The sequence below is a fragment of the Curtobacterium subtropicum genome (genome assembly GCF_030362975.1).
Classification (GTDB): Bacteria; Actinomycetota; Actinomycetes; order Actinomycetales; family Microbacteriaceae; genus Curtobacterium; species Curtobacterium subtropicum.
The window spans coordinates 60,194-86,152 of the sequence record NZ_JAUCMM010000003.1; the positions used below are offsets into that span (position 1 = coordinate 60,194).

The 25,959-nt window shown below is 68.9% G+C and carries 21 protein-coding genes and 3 tRNA genes; 14 read left to right on the forward strand and 10 right to left on the reverse strand.

The features are described 5' to 3' along the window. Window positions 1-16 precede the first annotated feature (16 nt). On the reverse strand, window positions 17-154 hold the full coding sequence (gene rpmH / locus QUG98_RS05575) for a 50S ribosomal protein L34 (protein WP_019181680.1): 138 nt from the start codon (window positions 152-154) through the stop codon (window positions 17-19). Window positions 155-649: 495 nt separating this feature from the next. Between rpmH and dnaA the strand changes: the two genes are divergently transcribed. The 10 genes from dnaA (at window position 650) to QUG98_RS05625 (ending at window position 12,203) form a co-directional block, all read left to right on the forward strand. Beyond that, entirely contained in the window at window positions 650-2,116 is a 1,467-nt protein-coding gene (dnaA, locus tag QUG98_RS05580; RefSeq protein WP_058728337.1) for a chromosomal replication initiator protein DnaA, read from the forward strand. Window positions 2,117-2,640: 524 nt separating this feature from the next. Then, window positions 2,641-3,786 carry a DNA polymerase III subunit beta gene (gene dnaN / locus QUG98_RS05585; RefSeq protein ID WP_058728336.1) on the forward strand — a complete coding sequence of 382 codons (1,146 nt, stop codon included), beginning with the start codon at window positions 2,641-2,643 and terminating at the stop codon, window positions 3,784-3,786. A 69-nt stretch (window positions 3,787-3,855) separates the two neighbouring features. Further along, window positions 3,856-4,743, forward strand: a complete 888-nt coding sequence (gene gnd, locus QUG98_RS05590) for a phosphogluconate dehydrogenase (NAD(+)-dependent, decarboxylating) (protein ID WP_058728335.1) — start codon at window positions 3,856-3,858, stop codon at window positions 4,741-4,743. A gap of 33 nt (window positions 4,744-4,776) precedes the next feature. Next, the gene (gene recF, locus QUG98_RS05595; RefSeq protein ID WP_289469635.1) at window positions 4,777-6,093 is read left to right on the forward strand and encodes a DNA replication/repair protein RecF; all 1,317 of its coding nucleotides are present in this window, start codon (window positions 4,777-4,779) and stop codon (window positions 6,091-6,093) included. Beyond that, on the forward strand, window positions 6,093-6,593 hold the full coding sequence (locus QUG98_RS05600; RefSeq protein WP_058728333.1) for a DciA family protein: 501 nt from the start codon (window positions 6,093-6,095) through the stop codon (window positions 6,591-6,593). Before recF ends, QUG98_RS05600 begins: the two co-directional genes overlap by 1 nt. Window positions 6,594-6,725: 132 nt before the next feature. Next, entirely contained in the window at window positions 6,726-8,735 is a 2,010-nt protein-coding gene (gene gyrB, locus QUG98_RS05605) for a DNA topoisomerase (ATP-hydrolyzing) subunit B (protein ID WP_289469636.1), read from the forward strand. Between the two features lie 131 nt (window positions 8,736-8,866). Continuing rightward, window positions 8,867-11,545, forward strand: coding sequence for a DNA gyrase subunit A (gene gyrA / locus QUG98_RS05610; RefSeq protein ID WP_289469637.1), 2,679 nt, complete (start codon window positions 8,867-8,869; stop codon window positions 11,543-11,545). Next, a complete protein-coding gene (locus QUG98_RS05615) occupies window positions 11,538-11,945 on the forward strand; it encodes a DUF3566 domain-containing protein (protein WP_058728332.1) in 408 nt (135 codons plus the stop codon). Before gyrA ends, QUG98_RS05615 begins: the two co-directional genes overlap by 8 nt. A 76-nt stretch (window positions 11,946-12,021) precedes the next feature. Beyond that, window positions 12,022-12,098: transfer RNA gene (locus QUG98_RS05620), tRNA-Ile, on the forward strand. A gap of 32 nt (window positions 12,099-12,130) precedes the next feature. After that, window positions 12,131-12,203 (forward strand) — tRNA-Ala (locus QUG98_RS05625). 469 nt (window positions 12,204-12,672) lie between these two features. On the opposite strand, the gene QUG98_RS05630 is transcribed toward QUG98_RS05625, so the two are convergent. Beyond that, complete coding sequence (locus QUG98_RS05630) at window positions 12,673-13,248, reverse strand: hypothetical protein (protein WP_058728331.1); 576 nt, start codon at window positions 13,246-13,248, stop codon at window positions 12,673-12,675. Between the two features lie 116 nt (window positions 13,249-13,364). On the opposite strand from QUG98_RS05630, the gene QUG98_RS05635 reads away from it, so the two are divergent. Continuing rightward, the gene (locus QUG98_RS05635; protein WP_058728330.1) at window positions 13,365-13,904 is read left to right on the forward strand and encodes a peptidylprolyl isomerase; all 540 of its coding nucleotides are present in this window, start codon (window positions 13,365-13,367) and stop codon (window positions 13,902-13,904) included. A gap of 149 nt (window positions 13,905-14,053) precedes the next feature. After that, window positions 14,054-14,776 carry a rhomboid family intramembrane serine protease gene (locus QUG98_RS05640; RefSeq protein WP_353067825.1) on the forward strand — a complete coding sequence of 241 codons (723 nt, stop codon included), beginning with the start codon at window positions 14,054-14,056 and terminating at the stop codon, window positions 14,774-14,776. Between the two features lie 359 nt (window positions 14,777-15,135). On the opposite strand, the gene QUG98_RS05645 is transcribed toward QUG98_RS05640, so the two are convergent. Further along, window positions 15,136-15,390 (reverse strand): cell division protein CrgA, encoded by a 255-nt coding sequence (locus QUG98_RS05645; RefSeq protein ID WP_111228127.1) that lies wholly within the window; start codon window positions 15,388-15,390, stop codon window positions 15,136-15,138. Between the two features lie 82 nt (window positions 15,391-15,472). Here QUG98_RS05645 and QUG98_RS05650 point away from each other — a divergent pair, with 82 nt between their 5' ends. After that, window positions 15,473-16,117, forward strand: coding sequence for an anthranilate synthase component II (locus QUG98_RS05650; protein ID WP_250366433.1), 645 nt, complete (start codon window positions 15,473-15,475; stop codon window positions 16,115-16,117). A 405-nt stretch (window positions 16,118-16,522) separates the two neighbouring features. Here QUG98_RS05650 and pknB read toward each other — a convergent pair whose 3' ends face one another. The 7 genes from pknB to QUG98_RS05685 all read right to left on the reverse strand — a co-directional run bounded on the left by pknB (window position 16,523) and on the right by QUG98_RS05685 (window position 25,706). After that, window positions 16,523-18,337: a Stk1 family PASTA domain-containing Ser/Thr kinase gene (gene pknB, locus QUG98_RS05655; protein WP_289469639.1), complete on the reverse strand. Its 1,815-nt coding sequence runs from the start codon at window positions 18,335-18,337 to the stop codon at window positions 16,523-16,525. 124 nt (window positions 18,338-18,461) lie between these two features. Then, the gene (locus QUG98_RS05660) at window positions 18,462-20,186 is read right to left on the reverse strand and encodes a protein kinase domain-containing protein (protein ID WP_289469640.1); all 1,725 of its coding nucleotides are present in this window, start codon (window positions 20,184-20,186) and stop codon (window positions 18,462-18,464) included. Then, window positions 20,183-21,637: a peptidoglycan D,D-transpeptidase FtsI family protein gene (locus tag QUG98_RS05665; protein ID WP_289469641.1), complete on the reverse strand. Its 1,455-nt coding sequence runs from the start codon at window positions 21,635-21,637 to the stop codon at window positions 20,183-20,185. The genes QUG98_RS05660 and QUG98_RS05665 overlap by 4 nt, the downstream gene beginning before the upstream one ends. After that, window positions 21,634-23,082 carry an FtsW/RodA/SpoVE family cell cycle protein gene (locus tag QUG98_RS05670; protein WP_289469642.1) on the reverse strand — a complete coding sequence of 483 codons (1,449 nt, stop codon included), beginning with the start codon at window positions 23,080-23,082 and terminating at the stop codon, window positions 21,634-21,636. The genes QUG98_RS05665 and QUG98_RS05670 overlap by 4 nt, the downstream gene beginning before the upstream one ends. Further along, the gene (locus QUG98_RS05675; protein ID WP_289469643.1) at window positions 23,082-24,446 is read right to left on the reverse strand and encodes a Stp1/IreP family PP2C-type Ser/Thr phosphatase; all 1,365 of its coding nucleotides are present in this window, start codon (window positions 24,444-24,446) and stop codon (window positions 23,082-23,084) included. Before QUG98_RS05675 ends, QUG98_RS05670 begins: the two co-directional genes overlap by 1 nt. Window positions 24,447-24,453: 7 nt before the next feature. Beyond that, window positions 24,454-25,029 carry an FHA domain-containing protein FhaB/FipA gene (locus QUG98_RS05680; protein WP_289469644.1) on the reverse strand — a complete coding sequence of 192 codons (576 nt, stop codon included), beginning with the start codon at window positions 25,027-25,029 and terminating at the stop codon, window positions 24,454-24,456. Beyond that, window positions 25,026-25,706 (reverse strand): FHA domain-containing protein, encoded by a 681-nt coding sequence (locus tag QUG98_RS05685; RefSeq protein WP_289469645.1) that lies wholly within the window; start codon window positions 25,704-25,706, stop codon window positions 25,026-25,028. The genes QUG98_RS05680 and QUG98_RS05685 overlap by 4 nt, the downstream gene beginning before the upstream one ends. Before the next feature lie 110 nt (window positions 25,707-25,816). Here QUG98_RS05685 and QUG98_RS05690 point away from each other — a divergent pair. Next, window positions 25,817-25,903: transfer RNA gene (locus tag QUG98_RS05690), tRNA-Leu, on the forward strand. Window positions 25,904-25,959: the final 56 nt, after the last annotated feature.

Here is a 25,959-nt window from a genome sequence, read left to right on the forward strand (position 1 = left end):
GAGGGGCGCAGCCCGATCAGGCGCTGAGCTCGGTGCGGCCCTTGCTGCGGCGCGCGGCGAGGATGGCGCGGCCGGCACGGGTGCGCATGCGGGCGCGGAAGCCGTGCTTCTTGGCGCGACGACGGTTGTTCGGCTGGAAGGTGCGCTTGCTCATGATGATCTCCACACGGCTGCGCTCGAGGACGGGCTCAGCGCGAGCCGACACGTATGTCTGGACAGCCGCTCGACGAGGCCGAACGACACGATGGGCGCGACCGAATGGCCGCAGTCAACTGGTTAACGGTACGTGACAGGGGCGGCGAGGTCAAACGGTGCCGAGGACCGGGGTCGGCCGGAGCATCCGCACGATCATCATCCACATTGGGGAAAACGTGCGTTCGGTACGACTCGGTCGGACCCTTTACAGTGGTGGGATCGATCGGCCCGTCCCGCGGAGCGACGGGGGAGTCACCTCAGCGTCCGCAGCCGGACCGCCGTGGACAGGACTGTGGACAACTCTGTGGATCACCACCCCGGGGAACAGCGGTCCGGCCCCGTGGAACCGTCCGCGCCGACACGGCTCGGCGCGCACCGACCGCCCACCAGGTGGACCGGTGTCCGGCCACGCCCGACACCAGCACACCGACACCAGACCAGGAGACCAGCGCGAATGACGATGCCGGCCGACCCCGTCGAGGACCTCTGGTCCTCCGTCCTGGGCCTCCTCTCCGAGGACGACCGCATCACCCCGCAGCTGCACGGCTTCCTCAACCTGGTCGAGCCGAAGGGCGTGCTCGCCGGCACCCTCTACCTCGAGGTGCCGAACGACCTGACGCGCGGCATGCTCGAGCAGCGGATCCGGGTCCCCATCACCGAGGCCGTCTCGCGAGTGGGTGACGACTCGGTCGCGAACTTCGCCATCACGGTCAACCCCGACATGGCGTCCGAGCCGCGGGTCGACCCGGTCGTCGCCAGCCACGTCCCCGAGTACGCCGAGCCCGTGCAGGCACCGGTGGAGCAGAGCGCAGCACCCCGGCAGTACATCGAGGCGCCGTTCGTGCCGAGCCAGATCGACTCCCCGGGCACCGGAGGTCGCCCGGAATCGCGGCTCAACCCGAAGTACAACTTCGACAACTTCGTCATCGGCTCGTCGAACCGCTTCGCCCACGCCGCCGCGGTCGCCGTGGCCGAGGCGCCGGCGAAGGCGTACAACCCGCTCTTCATCTACGGCGACTCGGGCCTCGGCAAGACGCACCTGCTGCACGCGATCGGCCACTACGCCGAGAGCCTGTACCCGGGCATCCGCGTCCGCTACGTGTCGAGCGAGGAGTTCACCAACGACTTCATCAACTCGATCGCCAACAACCGGTCGAACCAGTTCCAGCAGCGCTACCGCGACATCGACATCCTGCTGATCGACGACATCCAGTTCCTCCAGGGGAAGGACTCCACGCAGGAGGCCTTCTTCCACACGTTCAACACGCTGCACGACCACAACAAGCAGGTCGTGATCACGTCGGACGTCGCACCGAAGCACCTGACCGGCTTCGAGGACCGGATGCGCTCGCGGTTCGAGTGGGGCCTGATCACGGACGTGCAGGCACCGGACCTCGAGACGCGCATCGCGATCCTGCGGAAGAAGGCGCAGTCCGACCACCTGCAGGTGCCCGACGACATCCTCGAGTTCATGGCGTCGAAGGTGTCGAGCAACATCCGCGAGCTCGAGGGGACGCTCATCCGCGTCACGGCGTTCGCCAGCCTGAACCGGACGGCCGTGGACATGGCCCTGGTACAGACGGTCCTCAAGGACCTGATCACCCTCGACGACGACAACGTGATCGCGCCGACGGACATCATCAACCACACCGCGGAGTACTTCAAGCTCTCGGTCGACGACCTCTACGGGTCCTCCCGGTCACAGGCGATCGCGACAGCCAGGCAGATCGCCATGTACCTGTGCCGCGAGATGACGAGCCTGTCGCTGCCGAAGATCGGGCAACTGTTCGGCAACCGCGACCACACGACGGTCATGTACGCGAACAAGAAGATCACCGAGCTGATGAAGGAGCGTCGGTCGATCTACAACCAGGTCACCGAGCTGACCAGCCGCATCAAGCAGGACCGCCGCTACCGCTGACACCGGAGCGAGCAGCTGACGAGGACGCCACCAGCTGACGGACGGGAGGCGCGGTGCGGGACGGCACCGTGCCTCCCGTCCGTCGTCGTGCACCGGAACAGACCGTCAGCCGACCGCGGATCGGCCCGCTCCGGGACGCATCCACCATCTGAGACGGTTCCACGCGCCGAGTTTCCCCCAGTGTGGAAAGCCTGTGGATAACTGTGGATGACACGCGGTCCTGTTGTTCACAGTTCTGACCCCACCTGTGGAGACTGGGGATGGAAGCGGATAGATGAGATTTGTTCATCCAGACGCCGTCAACACGCGACTCACAACTCACACGTGTGTAGTTCCCTGTGGAGAAGCGGGATGCACAGAGTTATCCACACTGTGCACAGGCGTTAACACCATTGATCCTGGTTAACGATGAAGTTCCGCGGGCCAACCCTGTGGACGGCGGGATGACAAGAAATCCGGGCCCTGCTCCGCTGTGCCACAATGGGGCGGCCGGACAGTCCAACCGATCGACAGGGGTCCCAGCTGTGAAGTTCGAGGTCAACCGGGACGTCTTCTCCGAAGCCGTCTCCTTCGCGGTGAAGCTCCTCCCACAGCGCACGACCCTCCCGATCCTGTCCGGCGTCCTCATCCACGCCGAGGGCGACCGACTCACGCTGTCGTCGTTCGACTACGAGGTCTCGGCGCAGACCTCGATCACGGCGCAGATCGACGAACCGGGCACCGTGCTCGTCTCCGGCCGCCTGCTCAACGACATCTCGAGCCGACTCCCGAACGCCCCGGTGACCTTCACCACCGAGGACACGAAGATCTCGGTCACCTGCGGTTCGGCGCACTTCACGCTGCTGTCCATGCCGGTCGAGGAGTACCCGACCCTGCCCGAGATCGGCGAGCAGACCGGGGTCGTGCCCGGCGATGCGTTCTCCGAGGCGGTGTCCCAGGTCGCCGTCGCCGCGAGCCGCGACGACGTGACCCCGGTCATCACGGGTGTGCAGCTCGAGGTCGGCGACAACGACCTGTCGCTCATCGCCACCGACCGCTACCGCGTCGCGGTCCGGACGATCGCGTGGGACTCCGGCCGCGTCGGGTCGGACCCGCTGCACGCGCTCGTCCCTGCCCGCACCCTGCAGGAGGTCGGCCGGACCTTCGGCTCGGCCTCGACCGTGTCGGTGTCGATCAGCGGCTCGTCGGACCGTGAGCTCATCGCGTTCCACGCCGACGACAAGACCGTGACGTCGCTGCTCATCAAGGGCAACTACCCGCCGGTCCGCCGGCTCTTCCCCGAGACGGTGGACGACCACGCGGTGATCAACACCGCCGAGCTGGTCGAGGCCGTCCGACGGGTCTCCCTCGTCCTGGAGCGCGAAGCGGCGCTCCGGTTCTCCTTCTCGGTCGACGGGCTCACGCTCGAGGCGATCGGATCCGAACAAGCGCAGGCGTCAGAGTCGATCAGTGCGTTGCTGACCGGGGAGGAAACGGTGGTCTCGCTGAAGCCCGCCTTCCTCCTGGACGGGTTGAACGCGGTGCACTCCGAGTTCGTCCGCATCTCCTTCACCAAGACGGAGAACCCCAACAAGCCGGGTCCGGTGCTCATCACCGGCCAGACCTCGCAGGAGGCCCCGGCGACGGACGGATACCGGTACCTGCTGCAGCCCAATCTCCTGCTGCGATAGCGCAACAGCCGTACCACTGCGCTGACGCGCCACTGGCAACCAGCGCGACGACGAACAGAAGAGGAAATCATGCACATCGGTCTTGTCGGCCTCGGTCGCATGGGCAACAACATGCGTGCCCGTCTCCGCAACGCAGGCATCGAGGTCACCGGGTACGACGCGAACCCCGCCGTCTCCGACGTCGCCGACCTCGGCGCACTCGCCGCCGCTCTGCCCGAGGGCAAGAAGCTCGTGTGGGTCATGGTCCCGCACGGCAAGATCACCGACGACGTGATCACCGACCTCGCCGGCGTCCTGTCCGAGGGTGACCTCGTGATCGACGGCGGCAACTCGAAGTGGCTGGACGACACCGTCCACGCCGAGCAGCTCGGCGCCAAGGGCATCCGCTACATGGACGCCGGTGTGTCCGGTGGTGTCTGGGGCAAGGACAACGGCTACGGCCTGATGGTCGGTGGCGCCCCCGAGGACGTCGAGTTCGCGATGCCGGTCTTCGACGCGCTCCGCCCCGAGGGCCCGCGCGAGGAGGGCTTCTCGCACGCCGGCCCCGTCGGCGCCGGCCACTACGCCAAGATGGTCCACAACGGCATCGAGTACGCGATCATGCAGGCCTACGGCGAGGGCTACGAGCTCCTCGAGGCCAAGGACATCATCAAGGACGTCCCCGCGGTCTTCGCCGGGTGGCAGCGCGGCACCGTCGTGCGCTCCTGGCTGCTCGACCTCATGGTCCTCGCGCTGAACGAGGACCCGAAGCTCGACGCGATCGAGGGCTACGTCGAGGACTCGGGCGAGGGTCGCTGGACCGTGGAGGAAGCCATCGAGCACGCCGTGCCGATGCCGACCATCTCCGCCTCGATCTTCGCGCGCTTCGTGTCGCGTCAGGGCAGCGCGTCCCCGACGATGAAGGCCGTCGCCGCCCTGCGCAACCAGTTCGGCGGCCACGCCGTCAAGAAGGCGTAGTTCAGGTCACCACCTGAGCTCGTCCCGGCCCGCGTGCACGTCGACCACCTGCAACTCTCCGACTTCCGGAACTACCGGGAGGCGGACGTCGACCTCGCACGCGGGCCGAACCTGTTCGTCGGGCGGAACGGCCAGGGCAAGACCAACCTGGTCGAGGCGATCGGGTACCTGTCGACGCTCGGGTCGCACCGGGTGCCGACCGACGCGGCCCTCGTCCGCCAGGGCTGCGACGCCGCGATCGTGCGCGCTCGTCTGGCCCACGAGGACCGCAGCATCCTGGCCGAGGTGCAGATCAACCGGACCGGCTCGAACCGCGCCCAGGTCAACCGCGCGGCGATCAAGCCCCGCGAACTGCCGCGGTACTGCGCCAGCGTGCTCTTCGCCCCCGAGGACCTGGCACTCGTCCGCGGTGAACCGTCCGGCCGCCGACGGATGCTCGACGAGCTCCTCGGGCAGATCGCTCCGCGGATGCAGGGCGTGCTCGCCGACTACGACCGGACCCTGAAGCAGCGGAACACCCTGCTCAAGTCGGCCCGCGCGACCGGTGCACGCTCGGGGTCGCTCGCCACGCTCGACGTCTGGGACGACCGGCTCGTCGCGTTCGGCGCGGAGATCATCGCCGCACGCGACCACCTGACCCGCCGACTCGCACCGTTCGTCACCGAGGCCTACGCCACGGTCGCCGGCGAACGGCACGAGGCGACGATCTCGGGTGCGCTCAGCGTCCGGGGCGGGGACCCCGAGGACGCCGCAGCGACCGACCCGGTGCTCGGGACACCGGACGAGCCGGTGTCCGTGGCGGCAGCGGCCGACGCCTTCCGGGGCGCCCTGGAGCGTCGCCGGAAGGACGAACTCGACCGCGGACTGACGCTCGTCGGGCCCCACCGCGACGATGTGCTCTTCCAGCTGAACGGGTTACCCGCCCGCGGCTACGCCAGTCACGGCGAGTCCTGGTCGTTCGCACTCGCGATCAAGCTCGCCGGCGCCGCCGTGCTCCGGGCCGAGTCGACGCTCGGCGACCCGATCATCATCCTCGACGACGTGTTCGCCGAGCTCGACGAGTCGCGGCGCGAACGACTCGCGGGTGCGGTCGCCGACTACGAGCAGGTCCTCATCACCGCCGCGGTGTTCGGCGACGTGCCGGAGCAGCTCGCGGCGCACACGGTCCGGATCGAGGCGGGCACGATCGTCACGGACGACCCGGGCGCAGGGAACCAGGTCCCGGACACAGCACCGCGGAAGAGCACGGTTCCGAGTCCGGAACCTGGTTCCGCCGGTTTCGCCGGAGTCGACGCCGCCGGAGTCGACGCCGCCGGGGTCGACGCCGCCGAGCCGGATGCGACCGCCTGATGCCGAAGCCGTGGAAGCCGACCGAACCCGCGCGGGTGTACCGCCACCTACGGGCCGTCTTCGGCGACCCCTCGCTCCGCACCGTCGACGCCCGACGCCGGCGGTCCCGCGAACTCGACGCGGACACCGTCCCGTACGGCAAGGGTCGTGAGCCCCGAGGCCTCGGCGACGTGGTCGGTGCGCTCGCGCAGGAGCTCGGCTGGTCGGAGCCCCTGGCACGCTCGGAGCTCTTCGTGGACTGGCCGGCGGTGGTCGGTGACGAGCTCGCGAAGCACTCCCGCCCGATGACCATCGACGACGGAACGCTCGTGATCCGCTGCGACTCGACGGCCTGGGCGACCCAGCTCCGACTGATGCGCGCGACCGTCACCACCACGATCGCCGAGCGGCACCCCGGCGCGGGTGTGCAGTCGATCAGGGTTTCCGGGCCGGACGCCCCCACGTGGAAACGCGGCCCCAGGACCGTCCAGGGGCGCGGCCCCCGCGACACCTACGGCTAGCCAGACGAAATCGTCCTCGGGAACGAAAAAAGCCCGTCTGGAGGCCGGACAAGCCCTCGGGACGGGGGTCCTGCGGTAGACTGATGAGTGCAGTGTGCGGGTGTTCCGCGCGCAGGCAGGAGCACCTTCGACATGGCAGCAGAATCTGACGACGACCGGACGATCCCGCAGGGCGAGACCGAACAGGCTCCGCAATCGGAACCATCGTACGGCGCAGATCAGATCCAGGTGCTCGAAGGGCTCGAGGCGGTCCGCAAGCGCCCCGGCATGTACATCGGTTCGACGGGTCCGCGCGGTCTCCACCACCTGGTGCAGGAGATCGTCGACAACTCCGTCGACGAGGCCCTGGCCGGCTACTGCGACCACATCGACGTCACGATCCGCGAGGACGGCGGCGTCCGGGTCGTCGACAACGGCCGTGGCATCCCGGTGGACACCCACGCGGCCGAGGGCGTCTCGACGCTCCAGGTCGTGCTGACCGTCCTGCACGCGGGCGGCAAGTTCGGCGGCGGCGGGTACGCGGTCTCCGGCGGTCTGCACGGCGTCGGCTCCTCCGTCGTGAACGCCCTGAGCTCCGAGCTCGACGTCGAGGTCCGTCGCCAGGGCCACGTCTGGCGCCAGAGCTACACCGACGGCGTCCCGGTCGCCCCGGTCTCCCAGGACGAGGCCACCGACACCACCGGCACCACGATCACGTTCTGGCCGAACGCCGACATCTTCGAGACCGTCGAGTTCGACTACGAGACGCTGCGCACGCGCTTCCAGCAGATGGCCTTCCTCAACAAGGGCCTGCGCATCACGCTCACCGACGAGCGCACCCCGGACGAGGGCGAGGAGTCGCGGAAGGACTCCTTCCGGTACGAGCGCGGGCTGCCCGACTACGTCGAGTACCTCAACGCCCAGAAGAAGGCGGACCTGGTCCACCCCGACGTCATCGCGATCGAGGCCGAGGACACCGAGCGCAAGATCGCGCTCGAGATCGCCATGCAGTGGAACACCTCGTACCAGGAGAGCGTCCACACCTTCGCGAACACGATCAACACGCACGAGGGCGGGACCCACGAAGAGGGCTTCCGCGCCGCCCTGACGAGCCTGGTGAACCGGTACGCCCGCGAGACCAAGATCATCAAGGAGAAGGACGACAACCTCACGGGTGACGACATCCGTGAAGGGCTGACCGCCGTCATCTCGGTGAAGCTCGGCGAGCCGCAGTTCGAGGGCCAGACGAAGACCAAGCTCGGCAACACCGAGGCGAAGTCGTTCGTCCAGCGCGTCGTCGGCACCGAGCTCACCCACTGGTTTGAGAGCAACCCGGCACAGGCGCGAGACGTCGTGCGCAAGGCGATCCAGGCCTCGCAGGCCCGTCTCGCCGCCCGCAAGGCCCGCGAGACCACGCGCCGCAAGGGCCTGCTCGAGTCGGGCGGCATGCCCGGCAAGCTCAAGGACTGCCAGTCGAAGGACCCGACGCTGTCGGAGATCTTCATGGTCGAGGGTGACTCCGCCGGCGGTTCCGCCGTCCAGGGCCGCAACCCGATGACCCAGGCCATCCTGCCGCTGCGCGGGAAGATCCTGAACGTCGAGAAGGCGCGCCTCGATCGTGCACTGGCGAACCAGGAGATCCAGTCGATGATCACGGCGTTCGGCGCCGGCATCGGCGAAGACTTCGACCCGGACAAGGCCCGGTACCACAAGATCGTGCTGATGGCCGATGCCGACGTCGACGGCCAGCACATCACGACCCTGCTGCTCACGCTGCTGTTCCGCTACATGCGCCCGCTCATCGAGCGCGGCTACGTGTACCTCGCGCAGCCGCCGCTGTACCGCCTGAAGTGGTCGAACGCCGCCGACGAGTACGTCTTCAGCGACCGTGAACGCGATGCCCTCCTGCAGGCGGGCATCGCCGCCGGCAAGCGCATCCCGAAGGACAACGGGATCCAGCGCTACAAGGGTCTCGGCGAGATGGACTACAAGGAGCTCTGGGACACCACCATGAACCCGGACACCCGCACGCTCCTGCAGGTCACGCTCGAGGACGCCGCCGCGGTCGACAGCGTCTTCGCGACGCTGATGGGCGAGGACGTCGAGTCGCGTCGCCAGTTCATCCAGCAGAACGCCAAGGACGTCCGCTTCCTCGACATCTAGTCCCGGCCTGGAGGCGCGGTGCCAGCCGCGTCGACCAGTCCCGACCCCCTGTGGTCGCGCCCGGCGCGACCGACGGAACCAGTGCCTCCCGGCCGACACCCGGTGGGCCACCAGAAAGGTGACCAAGCCACATGGCTGACGACAACGAGAACGGCGCCGACGAGCAGCCGGAGATCGTGCACGGCGAGGTAGGCGACATCGTGGTCTCCGGTGACCGCATCTCGCAGGTCGACCTGCAGCTCGAGATGCAGCGGTCGTACCTCGACTACGCGATGTCCGTCATCGTCGGACGCGCGCTGCCGGAGGTCCGGGACGGCCTGAAGCCGGTGCACCGCCGCGTCATCTACGCGATGTTCGACGGGGGCTACCGTCCGGACCGCGCGTTCTCGAAGTGCTCGCGCGTCGTCGGTGACGTGATGGGCCAGTTCCACCCGCACGGTGACACGGCGATCTACGACACGCTCGTCCGCCTGGTGCAGCCGTGGTCGCTCCGCTACCCGCTGGCCCTCGGCCAGGGCAATTTCGGGTCGCCCGGCAACGACGGCGCGGCCGCCCCGCGGTACACCGAGACCAAGATGGCGCCGCTCGCCATGGAGATGGTCCGGGACATCGACGAGGACACCGTCGACTTCCAGGACAACTACGACGGCCGCACCCAGGAGCCGTCGATCCTGCCCGCGCGCTTCCCGAACCTGCTCGTCAACGGCTCGGTCGGCATCGCGGTCGGCATGGCGACGAACATCCCGCCGCACAACCTGCGCGAGGTCGCCGAGGGTGCGAAGTGGGCGCTCGAGCACCCCGACGCGACGCGCGAGGAACTCCTCGCGGCGCTGATGCAGCGGATCAAGGGCCCGGACTTCCCGACCGGTGCGCAGATCCTCGGCACCAAGGGCATCCAGGACGCCTACCGCACGGGTCGTGGCTCGATCACGATGCGCGCGGTCGTGAACGTCGAGGAGATCCAGGGCCGCACGTGCCTGGTCGTCACCGAGCTGCCGTACCAGGTCAACCCGGACAACCTGGCGATCCGCATCGCCGAGGGCGTGAAGGACGGCAAGCTCGCCGGCATCGCCGACATCCGCGACGAGACCTCCGGTCGGACCGGTCAGCGCCTGGTCATCGTGCTGAAGCGCGACGCCGTGGCGAAGGTCGTGCTCAACAACCTGTACAAGCACACGCAGCTGCAGGAGAACTTCGGCGCGAACATGCTCGCGATCGTCGACGGTGTGCCCCGCACCCTGGCGCTCGACGGGTTCATCTCGGCCTGGGTCGACCACCAGGTCGACGTCATCGTCCGCCGCACCCGGTTCCGCCTGCGCGAGGCCGAGAAGCGTGCGCACATCCTGCGCGGCTACCTGGCCGCACTCGACGCGCTCGACGAGGTCATCGCCCTCATCCGCCGCTCGCCCGACGTCGAAGAGGCGCGCACCGGTCTGATGGACCTGCTGTCCGTCGACGAGATCCAGGCGCGCGCGATCCTCGAGCTGCAGCTCCGTCGCCTGGCCGCCCTCGAGCGCCAGAAGATCCACGACGAGGCCGAGGAGCTCGAGCGCAAGATCGCCGACTTCCAGGACATCCTGGCCTCGGAGACGCGTCAGCGCACGATCATCGGCGACGAGCTCACCGAGATCGTCGACCGCTTCGGCGACGACCGCCGCACCGAGGTCATGCTCGGGTACGACGGCGACATGTCGATCGAGGACCTCATCCCGGAAGAGGAGATGGTCGTCACCATCACCCGCGGTGGGTACGTCAAGCGCACGCGGAGCGACAACTACCGCTCGCAGCACCGCGGCGGTCGTGGTGTGAAGGGCGCGCAGCTCCGTGCGGACGACATCGTCGAGCACTTCTTCGTCACGACGACGCACCACTGGCTGCTCTTCCTCACCGACCAGGGTCGCGTGTACCGGGCCAAGGCGTACGAGCTGCAGGAGGCGAGCCGCGACGCCAAGGGCCAGCACGTCGCCAACCTGCTCGCCATGCAGCCGGACGAGCAGATCCAGCAGGTGCTCGACATCCGCGACTACGAGGCAGCGCAGTACCTCGTGCTCGCGACCGAGCAGGGCCTCGTCAAGAAGACCGCGTTGACCGAGTACGACACGAACCGCACCGGCGGCATCATCGCGATCAACCTGCGCGAGGGCGACAAGCTCGTCCAGGCGCTGCTCGTCGACGAGACCGACGACCTGCTCCTCGTCTCGAAGCACGGCATGTCGCTCCGCTTCACCGCGACGAACGACACCCTGCGCCCGATGGGTCGGTCGACCTCCGGCGTGAAGGGCATGTCCTTCCGCGACGACGACGCCCTGCTCGCGGCCCGGGTCGTCTCGGACGACGGCTACGTGTGGGTGATGACCGAGGGGGGCTACGCCAAGCGCACCTCGGTCGACCAGTACCGGGTGCAGGGCCGCGGCGGTCTGGGCATCAAGGTGGCCAAGCTGGCCGCCGACCGGGGCGACCTGGTGGGTGCGCTCATCGTCGGCGAGGACGACGAGGTGCTCGTCGTGCTGCAGTCGGGCAAGGTGGTAAGGTCTGCCGTGTCCGAGGTGCCCGCCAAGGGTCGCGACACGATGGGTGTGGTCTTCGCGAGGTTCGCGGAGAACGACCGGATCATCGCGGTGGCCCGGAACAGCGAGCGGAACCTGGACGACCAGGACGACGCCGACCCCGAGATCGAGCCTGCGGGCCCGGTGGAGACGGTGAGCCCTGCGGAAGCTGCGCCGGAACCCGCTGATCCCGCCGACAACGCGCCCACCAACCCCGAGCCTGTCGAGGACGAGGCCGGAGAGGACCAGTCGAACAATGAGTAGTGTCGCCGAGAAGCTCCAGAAGAAGGCGAAACGTCCCACCGGTACCCGGCAGGTCCGCCTGCGCCTGGTGTACCTCGACTTCTGGTCGATGGTGAAGCTGAGCTTCCTCATCGCCCTCGCCGGCTCGATCGTGATCATCGTCGCGACGGCGCTCGTCTGGATCATCCTGAACCAGACCGGTGTCTTCACGCAGATCGACGCCCTGCTCAAGGACGTCACCGGGCAGAACAGCTACTCGATCATGGACCAGTTCTCGCTGGGACAGGTCCTCGGGTTCTCCGTCGTGGTGGGCATCCTCAACGTGGTCGTCGGCACCGTGCTCGGCGCGATCGTGAGCGTCCTCTACAACCTCAGTGTGCGGATCACGGGCGGTCTGCTCGTGGGCTTCACGAACAACTGACACACCCGGGTCGGACGGCAGTCGCCCCTCGATTTCGTTCTGCGAGATCGGTACGGTAGGCTTTCATCTGGTCTGAGGGGCTATAGCTCAGGCGGTTAGAGCGCTTCGCTGATAACGAAGAGGTCCAAGGTTCAAGTCCTTGTAGCCCCACCACTTCCCTCCGGGGCCGGTACGCTGGTCCTCACGGGGCCTTAGCTCAGTTGGTAGAGCGCCTGCTTTGCAAGCAGGATGTCGGGAGTTCGATTCTCCCAGGCTCCACTCGCAGAAGCCCCTGCTCGCGACTTCGTCGCTTCGCAGGGGCTTCGTTCTGTGCTCGTCGGCGCCTTCGGCGCGCCGCTCCGCGTTGGTTGTCTCCGCCGCGGGTGTCGCCCTCGTCGCGGCCGTTCCCTTCGCGCGAGCCCTCCTGGGCGCACGACTTGCCGTTCGGTGCGCGGTCGAGCGGCGTGTTGTGCGACCGGGACGGCTGCGTGCGGCGTGTTGTGCGACGGGGACACGGCCACGGGCGGTGATCCGTGCGTCCCCGCCGTCGGTGCTGCGGCCTCCCGAGCGGGTAGGACCTGCCGCGCGTGTGCCGCCGAGCGGGTGCTTCTCGTCGCTCGACAGCGCCGAGTGGGACGGAACGTGCCCGCTCGGTGACCGGCAGGCATCGACGCAGCCCCGCCGGGCGGCAGCGGGGACGACGAAGGGCCCCGGCGGAGTGCCGGGGCCCTTCGTACGAACCGGGAGGTCAGGCGGCGGGCTTGCCCGCGGTGTCGGCGTCGTCAGCGACCCACAGGTCGTCGTCGGCGCGGAGCGTCTGGTACGCGGCGTAGGCGGCACCGGCGACGGCGACGACACCGACGACGATGAGGGCGACCCCACCGAAGCCCAGGCCCTTCTTCTGGTGGCCCGGCGTGTACTTGGCGGCAGCCTTCTTCGCCTTCTTGCCCTTCTTCTGGGCGTCCTTCACGATCTTCTTGACGCGCGGGTCCTTCGCGAGGTCCTTGACGCTCATGACCGAACCGGCGGTCGCGACGAGACCGGGCACCACCTCGGTCTGGAAGCGGTGCGACGCGCTGTGGGCGGCCGAGGTCGCTGCGTGCACGCCCGTCGCGACTGCGGGACGGATCCCGTTGTCGATCGCGTTCTGCACGCGCGGGGCGATGTCCTTGCGGGCTGCGTCGGCAGCGTGCGAGCGGGCCTCGGCGAGGATCGCATTCGCGTGCTCGAGGACCTTGCGCTGCTCGCCGAGGAGCGAGGCGGTCTTGCCCTTGAGCTTCTTGATCTGCTTCCGACGCTTGCGCGGGATCTCGATCGTCGTCATCTGGTACCTCCATCGGATCGGCGTGACCCCATCCTGCCACCGAGCACCCTGACAGGTCACGGATCGTCGGCTGTGTGATCCGTCCCACCGTCAGGTGTACATGCGAGAATCGGAACATGTCTCTGCACACCGCTGTCGCAACGATCCACACGAACAAGGGCGACATCCGCGTCAACCTGTTCGGCAACCACGCTCCGAAGACCGTCAAGAACTTCGTCGACCTCGCGACCGGCAAGCAGGAGTGGACCCACCCCGGCACGGGCAAGGTCTCGACCGACAAGCTCTACGACGGTGTCGTCTTCCACCGCATCATCAAGGACTTCATGATCCAGGGCGGCGACCCGCTCGGTCAGGGCATCGGTGGCCCGGGCTACCGGTTCGACGACGAGATCCACCCGGAGCTCACCTTCCAGAAGCCGTACATCTTCGCGATGGCGAACGCCGGCATCCAGGGCGGCCGCGGCACCAACGGGTCCCAGTTCTTCATCACCACGGTGGCGACCCCCTGGCTGCAGGGCAAGCACACCATCTTCGGTGAGGTCGCCGACGACGAGTCGCGCGCCGTGGTCGACGCGATCGAGGGCGTGCCGACGGACGGCCGTGACAAGCCGCTCGACGACGTCGTCATCGAGAGCATCGACGTCGAGGACGTCTGAACCCGGTGACCGACCAGGCCCCGGGGCGGGACAACTACTGCTACCGGCACCCGGATCGGCAGAGCTTCATCCTGTGCCAACGGTGCGGGCGGACGATCTGCACCGAGTGCCAGACGCCGGCGCCCGTCGGCGTGCACTGTCCGGAGTGCGTGCGTGAGCAGCGTGCGCAGTTCCAGGCGAACCGTCGTGCCTCGGGGGCGCCGGGCGGCCTGACCGTCGCACGGCGTCGGTTCGCGATGATGGACCAGAAGGCGACCACGGTGATCATCGCCGTGTCGGTCGTCGTCTGGCTGCTGAACCTGCTGTCCGGTGGGATCGTCAACCAGTGGCTGAGCTACTGGACGCCGCTGGTCGGGACGCAGCCGTGGCGCCTCGTCACCGGGCTCTTCGTGCACTCGTCGATCTTCCACATCGGGTTCAACATGCTCGCGGTGTTCATCTTCGGGCGGATCCTCGAGAACCTGCTCGGCACGTGGCGCTTCGTCGCGCTGTACCTCCTGGCGGGACTCGGCGGTGACCTCGCGGTCTCCCTGCTGACACCCGGTACTCCGGTGGTCGGTGCCTCCGGAGCGATCTTCGGCCTCTTCGCGGCGTTCTTCGTGATCCAGCGCAGCCTCGGTTACAACGCCGTGCAGCTGCTCGTGATCATGGGCCTCAACCTGGTTGTCGGGTTCCTGCCCGGTACGAACATCTCGTGGCAGGCCCACGTCGGCGGCATCGTCCTGGGGTTCGTCACCGGGTTCGTCTTCTCGAAGACCCGGAACGTCCGGCAGCGCGGGCTGCAGATCGGCTTGCTGATCGCCGAGGCCGTGCTGCTCGTGGCCGGTATCGGCGCCGCGTACATCAGCATCGGTGGCTACGCCATCGGCTGATCGACGCTCGAACCGACATGAACGCCCCGTTGCTCCCCTGCGAGCGGCGGGGCGTTCTGCATGACCGGACGGCGCTCTCCACAGGGGAAGCGGAAGTTCTCCACAGCTGGGGACAACTCGGTGAGTTACACGCGTGTGATTATCCCCACTGTGGACGGGCCTGTGGACAACTCCGGGACGCGGGTGTGGATGACTGTGTGGAAAGTGTGGACAACTGTGGAGAACCAGCGTCGGGGTGTGGAGGAACGATGGCGGTCGCCACCGAGCTTGTGGAGAGCCCGCAGAACGGTGCGCTCGGACGAACGACGACGCCCGCCGTACCTGCTGGTACGACGGGCGTCGGAAGTGCGGTGCGGCGGCTACCGCCACCGGGTGGTCATGAGGAACCCGATGAACATGATCCCGAAACCGATCAGGATGTTCCAGGAGCCGAGCGACGGCACCGGCAGGGTCGTGTTCGAGATGTAGAAGACGATCACCCAGGCGAGCCCGACGAGCATGAAGCCGAACATGACCGGCTTGAACCACACGGGATTGGGCTGGTCGCCCGCCGTGTCGACCGAGTCGGCTCGGGTCCTCCGGGCGGGCTTGGTGCGGTCCTTGTCCTTGGCCATGGCCGGTATCCTACCGTGACCACGTCTGTGGGAAGACCCTCAGCAGCCCGCGCACATCCCCCACGAGTACGGTGATCCGACCATGACCAAGATCCTCGTCGTCGACAACTACGACAGCTTCGTCTACACCCTCAACGGGTACCTGCAGCAGCTCGGCGCGGACACCGACGTCGTGCGCAACGACGCGTTCCCCGAGGCCGAGATCGCCGACCGCATCGCGGACTACGACGGCGTGCTGCTCTCGCCGGGCCCGGGCACGCCGGCGGATGCCGGTGTCTCGATCCCCACCGTCAGAGCCGCGATCGACGCCGAGACCCCACTGCTCGGGGTGTGCCTGGGGCACCAGGCCATCGCCGAGGCGCTCGGCGCGACGGTGACCCACGCCGAGGAGCTCATGCACGGCAAGACGTCGCAGGTCGACCACGACGACAGCGTGCTCTTCACGGGCGTCCCCCACCCGTTCACGGCCACGCGGTACCACTCCCTCGCGATCGTCGACGGCACGGTGCCGGACGAGCTGACCGTGACGGCGCGGACCGGTGGCGGCGTGATCATGGGTGTCGAGCACCGCGACCACCCCGTCTACGGCGTGCAGTTCCACCCCGAGTCGGTTCTGACGGAGGGCGGGTACCGGATGGTCGGCAACTGGCTCGAGACCACCGGGCTCGTCGGTGCTGCCGAGCGAGCGGCGGCGCTCAACCCGCTGATCGCCGAACACCGCTCCTGACGGTGTCGGGCGGGGACGTGCACCGCCCTGCACCCAGCGCTGACCAGCGCTGACCAGCGCCGACCAGCGCTGGACCGGCGGTGCCGGCACTGCCGGCTCTGACCGGCGCCCTGCCGCCAGCGCGGTCCGGTCGACGCTGCGTGCCGCCGGACGCCGCCCGTCGCCGGGCGCCGCCCGTCGCCGGACGCCGCCCGTCGCCGGATGCCACCCGTCTCGCGATGCCGCCGGTCCCGCGGTGCTGTCCGTCGCTCAGGGCGTCCCGTGATCCGACGTGACCGGCATGGCGGGTCCTGCGCGGTGCCTCCAGACCGGTGGACGGAGCCAGGCCGGTGGACGGAGACGAGCCGGTGGACGGAGGCAGGCCAGCGGACGTGGGCCCCGCGGCAGACGACGCAGCGGAACGGGCTACTGCCCGCTGTCCCCGTTCCCGACGTTCCCGGTGCCGCCGCCCTGGGCCGGAGCAGCCGGCGCGGACGGCGCCTGCGACGGACGCTGGGCCGAGGCGGCGCAGTAGGTCAGCGTGATCGTGCTCCCCTGTGCGATGTCGCCCTTGGGTGCGCTCTGCTGCACCACGATGCTGCCGGTGCACGTGTACGTGGGCGACGCGACCACGTTGAGCCCGAGGTTCGCCAGTGCCTCGTTGGCGGCGCTGATCGGCTGCTGCGTGACGTCCGGCAGCTGCACCTTGCCGTTGGAGACCGTCAGGTTCACGACGGAACCCTTCGTCAACTGCGTCGCGCTCCCGGGGTCGGTGCTGATGACCGTGCCCTCGGGCACGTCGTTCGAGTAGCCGCTGTTGATCGCGCCCACTGCGAAGCCGGCGTTCTCCAGTGCCTGTTCGGCCGCGTCCTGCGTCTGGTTCGCGACGTCCGGCACGGCGACCTGCTCCGGCCCGAGGGACACGACGACCCGGATGCTCTGCTTGCGTGCGACGTTCGTGCCGGACCCCGGTTCGGTCCGGATCACGGTGTCCTTCGCCACGTCGTCGGAGTTCTCACCGACCTCGACCGCGCTGAGCTCACGCTTCTCGAGCTCGGCGCGCGCCGAGTCCCACGTGGCTCCGACGACGTTCGGCACGGACACCGACGACGACACCGGAGCCTTGCCCGGCTGCAGGTTCGCGACGAAGAACACGACGCCCGCGATCACGGCGGCGGTCAGGATGATGCCGAGCCAGATCCACGCGACCGGCGGGCGGTTCTGCGTGCGCTGGGGGCGGTGGTCGGCAGCGTCGTCGTCGAGCTCGCGGAACGCGACCGCGGGGTTCGAGGTCGTGCGGGGGTTGACCCCGAAGAGCATCGTCGACGCGTCGTGCGCGGCGTCCTGCTGCAGCCTCCGCGTGGACACCGGGACCTTGCCGGCAGCGGCCTGCTGCAGGTCGGTCCGGAACTCCGCCGCGGTCTGGAAGCGGCGCGTGCGGTCCTTGACCAGGGCGTGCAGCGTGACGGCGTCGAGCGCCGGCGACACCTCGGGGGCGAGCGTCGACGGCGCGGCCGGCTGCTCGCTGACGTGCTGGTAGGCCACGGCGACCGGCGAGTCGCCGACGAAGGGCGGGCGGCCGGTCAGGAGCTCGAAGAGCAGCACGCCCGTGGAGTACAGGTCGGTCCGTGCGTCGACGGTCTCACCGCGGGCCTGCTCCGGGGAGAAGTACGACGCGGTTCCGAGGATCGACGTCGTCTGCGCGACGGTGGCGGACGTGTCGGTGATGGCGCGGGCGATGCCGAAGTCCATGACCTTGACCTGGCCGCCGTGCGTCACCATGACGTTCGCGGGCTTGATGTCGCGGTGCACGACGCCGGCGCGGTGCGAGTACTCGAGGGCGGTGAGGATGCCCTCGGTGATGCGGACCGCTTCGGCCGGGTCGAGTGGGCCGTCGGCGAGCACGTCGGACAGTGCGCGCCCGTCGACGTGCTCCATGACGATGTACGGCACCTGGACCTGGGCACCCGAGGACTCGGTGACCGTCTCCTCGCCCGCGTCGTAGACACGCACGATCGTCGGGTGCGCCATACGGGCTGCGGCCTGGGCTTCCTGTCGGAAGCGGATGCGGAACGTCGGGTCCGTCGCGAGGCTCGGCTTGAGGAGCTTCACCGCGACCTTGCGACCGAGTCGCGTGTCGGTGCCCACGTGCACCGTCGCCATGCCCCCGCGACCGATGGCTTCACCGATCTCGTAGCGGTTGGCGAGGAGCGTGATCCCCGCGGTCACACCTTCTGGCACGTACTCCTCCGAATGTCCGTCCGGGCAAGTGTACGGCAGGGGTTCCTGCCCGAACGCTGACACGGGGGCTGCCGACGAACCGTTACACAACGGTGTCGACAGCCCCCGTTCGGGTGGCGACGGGTCAGGGCTTGGCAGCGCCGGTCGACGGCGCGGACGGGGTCCCGGTCGGCGTCGGTGCGGTCTGCTCCCACGTCGCGGTCGCCGGATCCGACGACTCGGACGCCGCGAGCGAGCCGCACGTGACCGTGTACGAGAAAGTGACCGGGGCACCGACGGCGTCCGCCTGGATCGTGACGGCCGTCGAGCTGGTGTCGCCGGAGGTCGCGCCCGAGGCGTCCTTGCCGCCCGAGACGGTCCAGCTGTACTTGGACACCGTGTAGCCGTCGGGGCAGGTCGCGGCGGACCAGCTGAAGGTGACCTGACCGGACTCCGACACCGTTCCGGCGCTCGGGGTGTTCGGCTTGTTGGCCGTCGGCGGCGTCGTGTACTGGGTGATCGTGACGAGCGTCCCCTCGACCACGCTGCCGGTCGGGGTGATGTCCGCGACCGTCTCGGCCTGCTGCGCCGTCGGTGCGGGGCTGCCGTCCTGCACGGTGACCTCGAAGCCGCGGCCTTCGAGCTCGTCGCGGACCTCGTCGGCGTTGCGGCCGACGTAGTCGCTCTTGTTCAGGAACACCCGGGTCGTCGTGGGGGTCGGTGTCGGCGTCGACCGGGTCGGCGTGGGCGACGACGACGTCGGTGCCGGCGCCGGTTCGTCCGAGCCGCCGAGTGCGAACGCCGCGATCACGCCGCCGATCAGGAGCACCGCGAGGACGCCGACGAGCCACCAGATCCAGGCGCGCTTCTTCTTCGGCTCGTCGTCCTCGGGGGCCGCCGGCGACCGCGGGGTGCCGGGAGGGCCCGCGACCGCACCGGCCTGCGTGCCGATCAGCGCGGTCGCCGCGTCGTCTCCGGGACGCTGCGGCGGGTTGAACGCCACGGTGCCGGCGCCGCCGACAGCAGGGACGGCGACGGTCGCGGCGGCGACGTCCCCGCGCCGCAGCGCCTGTGCCGCACGGGCCAGGTTCGCCGCGGTGGCCGGACGGTCCGCGGGCTTCTTCGCGATGCAGGACAGCACGAGCGCGGACACCGGCTCGGGGACGTCGCCGGGCAGCGCGGGCGGCTGCTCGTTGATGTGCGCCATCGCGATCGCGACCTGGGACTCGCCGGTGAACGGTCGACGCCCGGCCAGGCACTCGTACGCGACGATGCCGAGCGAGTAGATGTCGGTCGACGGCGAGGCCGGGTGACCGCTCGCCTGCTCCGGGGACAGGTACTGGACGGTACCCATCACCTGGCCGGTCGCGGTGAGCGGGACCTGGTCCGCGATGCGGGCGATGCCGAAGTCGGTGATCTTCACGCGACCATCGGGCGTGATGAGCAGGTTGCCCGGCTTGATGTCGCGGTGCACCAGGCCGACGGCGTGCGCGGCCTGCAGGGCGTTCGCGGTCTGGGCGACGATGTCGAGCACCTTGTCGACGGGCAGCGTGTGCTCCCGTTCGATCATGGTGGACAGCGCCTCGCCCGGGACGAGCTCCATGACGAGGTAGGCGCTGCCGTCCTCTTCGCCGTAGTCGAAGACGTTGGCGATGCCCTCGTGGTTGACGAGCGCGGCGTGCCGGGCCTCGGCGCGGAAACGCTCGAGGAAGCCCGGGTCACCGAGGTACTCGTCCTTCAGGATCTTGAGTGCGACGGTCCGGCCGATGACGAGGTCGGTCGCCTGCCACACCTCGCCCATGCCGCCGATCGCGACACGGGAGGAGAGCTGGTACCGCCCACCGAAAGTGAGTCCGCTGGTGGGTCTCATTTGTTCAGCACCGCCTCCATGACCTTCTTCGCGACCGGAGCCGCGACCGTGTTGCCGACGCCGGACTGCCCGAGTCCGCCACCGTTCCCGACGACGACCGCCACGGCCACCTCCGGGTCCTTCGCCGGGGCGAACCCCGTGAACCACAGCGTGTACGGGTCGCCCGTACCGCCTTCCGCCGTGCCCGTCTTGCCCGCGACGTCGACTCCGTCGATCTTGGCATTGGTACCGGTCCCGCCGCTGACGACGCTCTGCATCGCCTCGGTCAGGTCGGCGGCCTCGGAGCCGGACAGCGGGTCGCTGTACTGCTTGGGCGAGAACGACTCGACGGTCTTGAGGTCGCTCGTCGTGATCGAGTCGACGAGGGACGGCTGCATGACCTTCCCGCCGTTCGCGATCCCCGCGGACACCATCGCCATCTGCAGCGGCGACACCCGCACGCTGGCCTGGCCGAAGGCGCTCAGCATGAGCTGCGCGGTCGAGTCCACCTCGGGGTACTGGCTCGCGGTCGCGCGCATCGGCACCTCGATGGCGTCGCCGAACCCGTACTCGTCCGCCACGGACTTGATCGTTTCGTAGCCGAGCTTCTGACCGAGTTCGGCGAACGGGATGTTGCACGAGTACTGGATCGCCGTACGGAGCTGCACGGTCTCGCCGCCACCGCAGGAGCCGCCCTCGGCGTTGTTGATGTACGTGCTCGTCCCCGGGAGCTGCAGGCGGGAGGGGTTCGGGAACTCGGAGTCGAGCGTGTACTTGCCGTCCTTCAGCGCGGCGGACGCGACGACGAGCTTGAAGACCGAGCCCGGCGTGTACAGGTCGCCGCCGATCGCGCGGTTCTGCAGCGGGGTCGGGGTCTGCTGGAGCAGGGCGTCGTACTGCTGCTTCACCTGCGCGGTGTCGTGCGACGTCAGCGCGTTCGGGTCGTAGGCCGGCTTCGACACCATCGCGAGGATCTTGCCGGTCGACGGCTGGATCGCGACGACGGCGCCGCTGTTCTCGCCGAGCGCGTCGTACGCGGCCTGCTGCACGGCGGGGTCGATGGTCAGGTTGACGTTGTCGCCCTGGACGTCCTGGCCGGTGAGGATCGCGTTGAGGTTCTGGAAGAACGATGCGTCGGAGTTGCCGGAGAGCACGGCGTTCTCGGCGCTCTCGATGCCGGTGTTGCCCTGGCCGATCGTGAAGTACCCGGTCACGGCGGAGTACAGCGCACCGTTCGTGTACTTGCGCTGGTACTGGTACTGGTCGTCCGACGGGGTGGACTCGGCTATCGGACTGCCGTCGACCAGGATGGCGCCGCGCTTGGTCGAGTAGCTGTCGAGGATGGTGCGGGAGTTCCGCGAGTCGGCACGCAGGGAGTCGGCCGCGAAGAACTGGATGGACGTCGTCGACACGAAGAGGGCGACGAACATGAGCACGATGACGGTCGAGACGCCGCGGAGCTGTCGGTTCACCGGGAGCGCTCCTTCCTGGTCGTCGCACCGCGTCCGGAACGGCCGCGGGCGGCGGGCACCGCGCCCTGCTGGACGCGCTGTTCTGCGGGGATCGAGTCGGTCAGTCGCAGCAGCATCGCCGCGATGATCCAGTTCGCGATGAGCGACGACCCACCGGCGGCCATGAAGGGTGTCGTCAGGCCGGTCACGGGGATGATCCGGGTGATGCCGCCGACGACGACGAAGACCTGCAGCGCGATGATGAAGCCGAAGCCGACGCCGAGCAGCTTGCCGAAGTCGTCCTGCGCCATGAAGGCCACGCGGAGGCCGCGGGACGCCAGGACGATGAACAGAGCGAGGATCGCGAAGACGCCGATCAGCCCGAGCTCCTCGCCGAGTGACGCGACGATGTAGTCCGCGTTGGCGACGGGCGTGATGTACGGGCGGCCCTGGCCGAGGCCGGTCCCGGTGATCCCGCCGTTCGCGAAGCCGAAGAGCCCCTGGACGAGCTGGTAGCTGCCCTGCGTCTGGCGGTCGAAGATCTCCTGGTTGAACGGGTCGAGCCACTGCTCGAAGCGCCCGCGCACGTAGACGAGCACCGACTGCGCGACGAGCGCACCGCCGATGAACAGCCCGAGGCCGATGACCACCCAGCCGAGTCGGGCGGTCGCGACGTAGATCATCACGAGGAACAGGCCGAAGTACAGCAGTGCGGTGCCGAGGTCGCGCTGGAACACGAGGACGGCCATCGCCGACGCCCACATCACCAGGATCGGACCGAGGTCGCGGGCGCGGGGGAACGTCATGCCCGCGAACTTCTTACCGACGATCGACAGGGAGTCCCTGGCGGTGACGAGGTACCCGGCGAAGAACAGCGCCATGGTGATCTTCGCGAGCTCGCCGGGCTGGAACGAGAACGGACCGATGCGGATCCACACCCGGGCGCCGCCGATGTTCTCCCCGATGCCGGGCAGCATCGGCAGGAGCAGCAGCGCGATGGTCGCGAACATGAAGATGTAGCGGTAGCGCTGCAGGAAGCGGTGGTTGCGGACCACGACGACGGTGATCGTCGCCAGGACCATCGCGAGCATCGTCCAGACGATCTGCTTGACCCCGATGGCGTCCCAGCCGGTCAGGCCGTTGTGCACGTCGATGCGGTAGATCTCGGCGATGCCGATGCCGTTCAGCACCAGCGCGATCGGCAGCACGAACGGGTCGGCGTGCTTCGCGACGACCCGGAGCACGACGTGCATGACGAGTGCGAGCCCGAGGATCCCGGCTCCGACCCAGAGCACGCCGGTGTCGAAGATCCGGCCCTTCGTGCCGAGCTGCACGAGCACCATCGCGCCGGCGCAGATGCCGCACGCGATGACGAGGAGCACCAGCTCGAGGTTGCGGGCACGGGCCGGCTCACGCAGCTTGATCGTGATCGCCTGCGTGAAGGACTGCGCGGTCGCCGTGCTCATCAGGTGGCCCCCGGGCTCGCGGACGGCGAGGCGTCGTCCGTCGGCGAGGCCGACCCGCTCGGGGTGGGCGACGGCGACGAATCGGTGTCGCCGCCCGTGCCCGCCTGGTCCTGTCCCGTCTCGGCGGCCTTCCGCAACCGGTCCACGATGTCGCGTGCGTCCGACAGGGAGGTGGCGTTGATCGTCGACCGGACGTTCTCGCGCGTGTAGTCCGGCAGCGACGAGACCGCGATGTCGGTGTCCTCGTAGACGTCCGACAGTGCGATCGGGCCGATCGACTGCTGCACGCCCTGGTAGATGGCGACGGTGCCGCGGTCGGTGCCGACGTAGTAGTGGGCCTGGGTGATCCGCCAGCCCAGGAAGACCGCGCCGACCAGCGCCGCGACGGCGACGACGAGCGCGATCGACCACGCCACCCGGCGCCGGATGCGGCGCCGACGGTCCTCGGCGATGAGCTCGGCGAAGTACTGGTCGGACTCCGGCTCGAAGTGGGAGTCCTCGGGCACGGAGCTCACCTTGAGCGGGTGGAGCAGGATCGTGGGGAGGCGGATCGGCTTGCGGCCGGTCGACGCCTCGAAGGTCAACGGGGCTGCCGCGGAACCGACCGTGGTCGCGGCGGCGTCGTCGTCCTCGGGTTCGGTGTCGGTGACGTCCATCACGACGACGGTCACGTTGTCCGGGGCGCCGTGGTCGAGCGTCTCCTTGACCAGGCGCTGCGTCACCTGGTTGGCGTCCATGTTCGAGGCCAGCGCGTGCCGGATCCGCTCCTCGGCCAGGTACGACGACAGACCGTCGGAGCACAGGAGCCAGCGGTCGCCCGTCTGGATGTCCATGACGGCGGTGTCGACCTCGGGCGCGGCGTCGACGTCGCCGAGCACGCGCATGAGCACGGAGCGCCGGGGGTGCACCGCTGCCTCCTCCGGCGTGATGCGTCCGCTGTCGACGAGGCGCTGCACGAAGGTGTGGTCCGAGGTGATCTGCTGCAGTTCGCCGTCGCGCATGCGGTAGATCCGCGAGTCGCCGATGTGGGCGATCGCGATCTGCTCACCGACCCGGATGAGCGCGGACACCGTGGTGCCCATTCCGGTGAGCTCCTGGTGCTCGAAGACCGTCTCGGTGATGAGCTGGTTCGCGGCGATGAGCGCGGATTGCAGGGCGAACTCGGCGTCGTGTGCGGACGGGAACTCGCGGTCGACCTCGCGGATGCGGCGGATGGCGATGGCCGAGGCGACGTCGCCGCCGGCGTGCCCGCCCATGCCGTCCGCGACCGCGAACAGGTGGGTGCCGGCGTAGCCGGAGTCCTGGTTGTTGGCACGGATGCGCCCCACGTGGGACACAGCGGCGCTCAGCGTGCGAGCCGTCATGTCCCGGCTACCGCCGCAGCTCGAACGTCGTCGTCCCGATCGTGATCGGCGTCCGTTCCGCGACGGTGACGGGTCCGGTCACCTTCTGACCGTTGACGAAGGTGCCGTTCGTGGACTCGAGGTCGGACAGGACCCAGCCCTCGCCGCGGAGGTCGAGGCGGGCGTGGTGCGTCGAGGTGTAGTCGTCGCGGATGACGACGTTCGACTCGCTGGAGCGACCGATCGTGATCGGACCACCCCCGAGGGGCATCTCCATGCCCTCGCGCGAGCCCTCGGTGATGACGAGGCGTGTCGCGACGGCCGACGCGGGGTGCTGCCCGGCACCGGACTGCTGCTGCGTCGGTCCCGACGGCTGGCCGATCAGCTCGGTGAAGCCCCCCGGTGCGGCTGCGGCGGGAGCAGCGGCCGCGGGGACGGCCGGGGTCGTCGGTGACGACGCTCCGGCCTTCGGGTCGGTCGGGATGGTGCGGACGCGCTGGCCGAACAGGTCGCTCCGCAGCGCGAAGACGATGACGAACACGAACAGCCACAGCACCGCGAGGAAGGCGAAGCGCAGGACGAGCAGGGTCAGGCCCGTGGTCATCGTACACCTCCGTCGTTCTCCGGGATCACCCGGAACACCATACGGGTACGACCGATCTCGATGGTGGAGTCCGGCTCGACGATCGCCTGCTGGAAGCGCTCGCCGTTCAGCTTCGACCCGTTCGTGGACCCGAGGTCGTTGGCTTGGGCGTGCTTGCCGTCCCAGATGACCTCGACGTGCTTCCGGCTCGTCCCGGTGTCGGCGACGGTGATGTCCGCGTCGGTGCCGCGCCCGATGACCGTGCGCCCGCGGTGCAGCCGGTGGCGCTGCGAGCCGATGTCGAGCACGGCCACCCATGCCACGTCCCGCTGGACCGTCGACGAGTCGATCTGCAGGATCCCGGTGGACAGCGTGCCGTCCTGCTGCAGGGTGATGGTGACCGGCCCTGAGAACGAGTAGTTCTGCGCCACCGCGTGCTGCTGCACCATCTGCGACAGCTCGTCGATGAGCGGTCGACCGATGTCCGCCATGCGCGTGTGGTCCGGCGGGGCGAGGCGCACCGTGAACTCGTTGGGGACGAGGATCCGCTCGCGCGAGACCACGGCGGCCTTCGTGTCGAGCTCCCGCCGCAGGGCGCTGGAGATCTCGACGGGCTGCACGCCGGAGCGGAAGGTCTTCGCGAAGGCGCCGTTGACGGCACGCTCCAACCCTCGCTCGAAGCTGTCCAAGAGGCCCATGTGTCTCCGTGTTCGTCGGTCAGGGACCACTGCATGGTAGTGGGTGGCGCTCGTGCCCGTCTGTGCGTGGTCACGGGCACCCTCCGACGCGTGCTAGTGTTGCCGGGCTGGCGCGAGTGGCGGAATTGGTAGACGCGCACGGTTCAGGTCCGTGTGCTGGAAACGGCGTGGGGGTTCAAGTCCCCCCTCGCGCACCAGGTGAGAGAAGGCCCCCGGAGGAATCCGGGGGCCTTCTCGCGTTCCCATGGTCGAG

Bases quoted from the DNA above. Each gene is read 5' to 3' on its own strand.
- gyrB (WP_289469636.1), top strand. From the start codon at position 6,726: ATGGCAGCAGAATCTGACGACGACCGGACGATCCCGCAGGGCGAGACC.
- gnd (WP_058728335.1), top strand. From the start codon at position 3,856: ATGCACATCGGTCTTGTCGGCCTCGGTCGCATGGGCAACAACATGCGT.
- QUG98_RS05615 (WP_058728332.1), top strand. From the start codon at position 11,538: ATGAGTAGTGTCGCCGAGAAGCTCCAGAAGAAGGCGAAACGTCCCACC.
- QUG98_RS05685 (WP_289469645.1), bottom strand. From the start codon at position 25,706: ATGGGCCTCTTGGACAGCTTCGAGCGAGGGTTGGAGCGTGCCGTCAAC.
- QUG98_RS05630 (WP_058728331.1), bottom strand. From the start codon at position 13,248: ATGACGACGATCGAGATCCCGCGCAAGCGTCGGAAGCAGATCAAGAAG.
- QUG98_RS05635 (WP_058728330.1), top strand. From the start codon at position 13,365: ATGTCTCTGCACACCGCTGTCGCAACGATCCACACGAACAAGGGCGAC.
- QUG98_RS05680 (WP_289469644.1), bottom strand. From the start codon at position 25,029: ATGACCACGGGCCTGACCCTGCTCGTCCTGCGCTTCGCCTTCCTCGCG.
- rpmH (WP_019181680.1), bottom strand. From the start codon at position 154: ATGAGCAAGCGCACCTTCCAGCCGAACAACCGTCGTCGCGCCAAGAAG.
- dnaA (WP_058728337.1), top strand. From the start codon at position 650: ATGACGATGCCGGCCGACCCCGTCGAGGACCTCTGGTCCTCCGTCCTG.
- QUG98_RS05650 (WP_250366433.1), top strand. From the start codon at position 15,473: ATGACCAAGATCCTCGTCGTCGACAACTACGACAGCTTCGTCTACACC.
- QUG98_RS05600 (WP_058728333.1), top strand. From the start codon at position 6,093: ATGCCGAAGCCGTGGAAGCCGACCGAACCCGCGCGGGTGTACCGCCAC.
- gyrA (WP_289469637.1), top strand. From the start codon at position 8,867: ATGGCTGACGACAACGAGAACGGCGCCGACGAGCAGCCGGAGATCGTG.
- QUG98_RS05645 (WP_111228127.1), bottom strand. From the start codon at position 15,390: ATGGCCAAGGACAAGGACCGCACCAAGCCCGCCCGGAGGACCCGAGCC.
- QUG98_RS05670 (WP_289469642.1), bottom strand. From the start codon at position 23,082: ATGAGCACGGCGACCGCGCAGTCCTTCACGCAGGCGATCACGATCAAG.
- QUG98_RS05660 (WP_289469640.1), bottom strand. From the start codon at position 20,186: ATGAGACCCACCAGCGGACTCACTTTCGGTGGGCGGTACCAGCTCTCC.
- QUG98_RS05675 (WP_289469643.1), bottom strand. From the start codon at position 24,446: ATGACGGCTCGCACGCTGAGCGCCGCTGTGTCCCACGTGGGGCGCATC.